2 protein-coding genes are annotated in these 2,830 nt (G+C 34.8%); both read right to left on the bottom strand.

The features are described 5' to 3' along the window. Window positions 1–109: 109 nt before the first annotated feature. Complete coding sequence (locus V7014_RS17565) at window positions 110–1,711, bottom strand: CTP synthase (RefSeq protein ID WP_335508757.1); 1,602 nt, start codon at window positions 1,709–1,711, stop codon at window positions 110–112. A 381-nt stretch (window positions 1,712–2,092) separates the two neighbouring features. Then, window positions 2,093–2,614 (bottom strand): DNA-directed RNA polymerase subunit delta, encoded by a 522-nt coding sequence (gene rpoE, locus V7014_RS17560; protein WP_335508755.1) that lies wholly within the window; start codon window positions 2,612–2,614, stop codon window positions 2,093–2,095. Between the last annotated feature and the right edge of the window lie 216 nt (window positions 2,615–2,830).

Genomic DNA, 2,830 nt, shown 5'->3' with positions numbered 1-2,830 from the left:
GCTGGACGTAGAATCACTCTATTTAAAGTTATCAACAACAAATTATTTTATAATTTCCTAAACAATGAAAAAAGAGGTTGTCCGATAACTGGACAACCTCTTTTCTATTTTACTTACCATTCTTCAGTGAAGCTTCAATGAAGTTACGGAATAATGGTTGTGGTTTTGTTGGTCTTGACGTGAATTCTGGGTGGAATTGTGAAGCTACGAACCAAGGATGGTCTTGTAACTCTACAACCTCAACTAGACGTCCATCTAAGCTTGTACCAGAGAATACAAAGCCTTTTGCTTCCATGTCTTGACGGAAGTGATTGTTGAACTCATAACGGTGACGATGACGCTCATACACTACTTCATCATTGTAAGCTTCCATTGCTTTCGTGTCTTCCACTAGTTTACATGGATATAAACCTAGACGTAATGTTCCACCAAGATCTTCTACGTCTTTTTGCTCTGGTAATAAATCAATGATTGGGTATGGTGTATTTGGGTTAAGTTCAGATGAATGTGCACCTTCTAAACCTAATACATTACGTGCAAATTCTACTGTAGCCAATTGCATACCTAAGCAGATTCCTAAGAATGGAACTTTGTTTTCACGAGCATAGCGAATTGCTTCGATTTTTCCTTCTACTCCACGATCTCCAAATCCACCAGGAACAAGAATTCCATCTGCACCAGATAAAAGTTCTGCTACATTTTCACTCGTAACCTCTTCAGAATTAATCCAATCGATATCAATGTCTGCATCAAATGCATAACCGGCATGCTTTAATGCCTCTGCAACTGAAAGATATGCATCTTGAAGTTCTACATATTTACCAACTAAAGCGATCTTTGTTTTCTTAGAAAGGTTCAATACTTTCTCAACAAGAGCTTTCCATTCAGTCATATCTGCTTCACCACAATTTAATTTCAGGTGATCACAAACAATTTGATCCAAGTTTTGCTCTTGTAATGCTAAAGGCACAGAATATAAAGTGTCTGCATCGCGGCACTCAATTACCGCTTTTTTGTCAATATCACAGAAAAGAGCAATCTTGTCTTTCATATCTTGAGAAACTGGCATTTCTGTACGTACAACAATTACGTTTGGTTGAATACCTAAGCTTCTTAATTCTTTTACACTATGTTGAGTTGGCTTTGTTTTCATTTCTCCTGCAGCTTTAATGTAAGGAATTAATGTACAGTGAAGATATAAAACATGCTCATGGCCAATATCACTCTTAATTTGACGAATCGCTTCTAGGAATGGTAGTGATTCAATATCACCCACTGTTCCACCGATTTCAGTAATAACAACATCAGCATTTGTTTCTTTACCTGCACGAAGAACACGCTCTTTGATTTCATTTGTAATATGAGGGATTACTTGAACAGTTCCACCAAGATAATCACCACGGCGTTCTTTACGAAGTACTGTAGAGTACACACGACCAGATGTAACATTGCTGTATTTGCTTAAATTAATATCGATGAAACGCTCATAGTGACCTAAGTCTAGATCTGTTTCCGCACCATCACCTGTAACGAAAACCTCACCATGTTGATATGGACTCATTGTACCTGGGTCAACGTTAATATATGGATCAAATTTCTGGATCGTTACACTTAATCCTCTGTTCTTCAATAATCTTCCTAATGATGCTGCTGTAATTCCTTTACCTAGAGAAGATACTACTCCACCAGTTACAAAAATATACTTAGTCAATTTTTGTTCCCCCTTAAAATTTTTTTTGAAATCATATAAGCCAGCTGCTTACTAATGAAAAAATGTAAAGCTCCTTGAGTAGCTTTACAAACTAATCGGTCAAATAATTTAACCATGATTTGATAAATCTAAAATGTGCTTATAACACTACTGTTGTAGCGAGGGTATAAATTAAATTGAGCTGCTTGCTTTGCAGCCCAACAAATATTAATGATATATATTTTTAGTTTTTCCATTATGCATTAAATTACTATACATCTTTGAAAAAAACAAAAACGCTCCTCTTACTAAAGGTAAGGGAGCGATATATTTTGTAATCATGTCCTTTTTAAAGGAGCCCAAAAATGATTCTACAAATTCCAGATTAAAAAGTCAAGTTATTTACAAATCATCTTCGTCTTCATCTTCATCATCTAGATCGATGTCATCCTCTACTAATTCATCATCATCTTCGTCTAAATCATCATCATCTTCATCTAAATCTGTATCAAGTAATTCATCACTATCGACATCGTCTTCGTCATCTTCATCGTACTCTAGATCAAGATCATCATCTACATTATCATACTCGTCAAGATCGTCTTCAAGAGCTTTTTTCGCTTTCTTCTTCTTAGGTTTTACAGAGTTTGTTAACTCATCCTCAACCTGATCAACAGGATACCAATCTTTTAAACCCCAGTTGTTTTCACCAGTTGTACTAAAACGACCGTCTACATTTAGATCTGTATAGAATTGTGAGATTTGCATATTAACCTCTTCCATAGTTTTATCTTGTAATTGTGCAATTTCACTTACAAGCCCTTGGAAAGAGACCGCTTGCTTACGCTCTGACAAAATTTCGTATGCTACTTCAATTAAAGACATTTCCTTTAATTCTTCTTTAGTATATTGATTTAAACTCAATATTTGCACTTCCTTTCTCTATCAAAAAGCACTATAAATACGTACTTAAACTCTGTTAACATTTTCTATTTAGCCTATAAATCATTATAAACAATACATTTAGGTTTATGCTAGCTCTAACTTTATCTTTAGAATATTTTTCAAGTAAAGCAAATGCTTTACCGTTTCTTCCATTCTTGAAACGCCAAATAAAAGGATAAAAAAGAAATTAAAAAA

This window comes from Bacillus sp. JJ722 (assembly GCF_036963345.1).
In the GTDB taxonomy this organism is placed as follows: Bacteria; Bacillota; Bacilli; order Bacillales; family DSM-1321; genus Bacillus_AD.
This window is presented reverse-complemented; position numbering and strand designations above follow the sequence as displayed.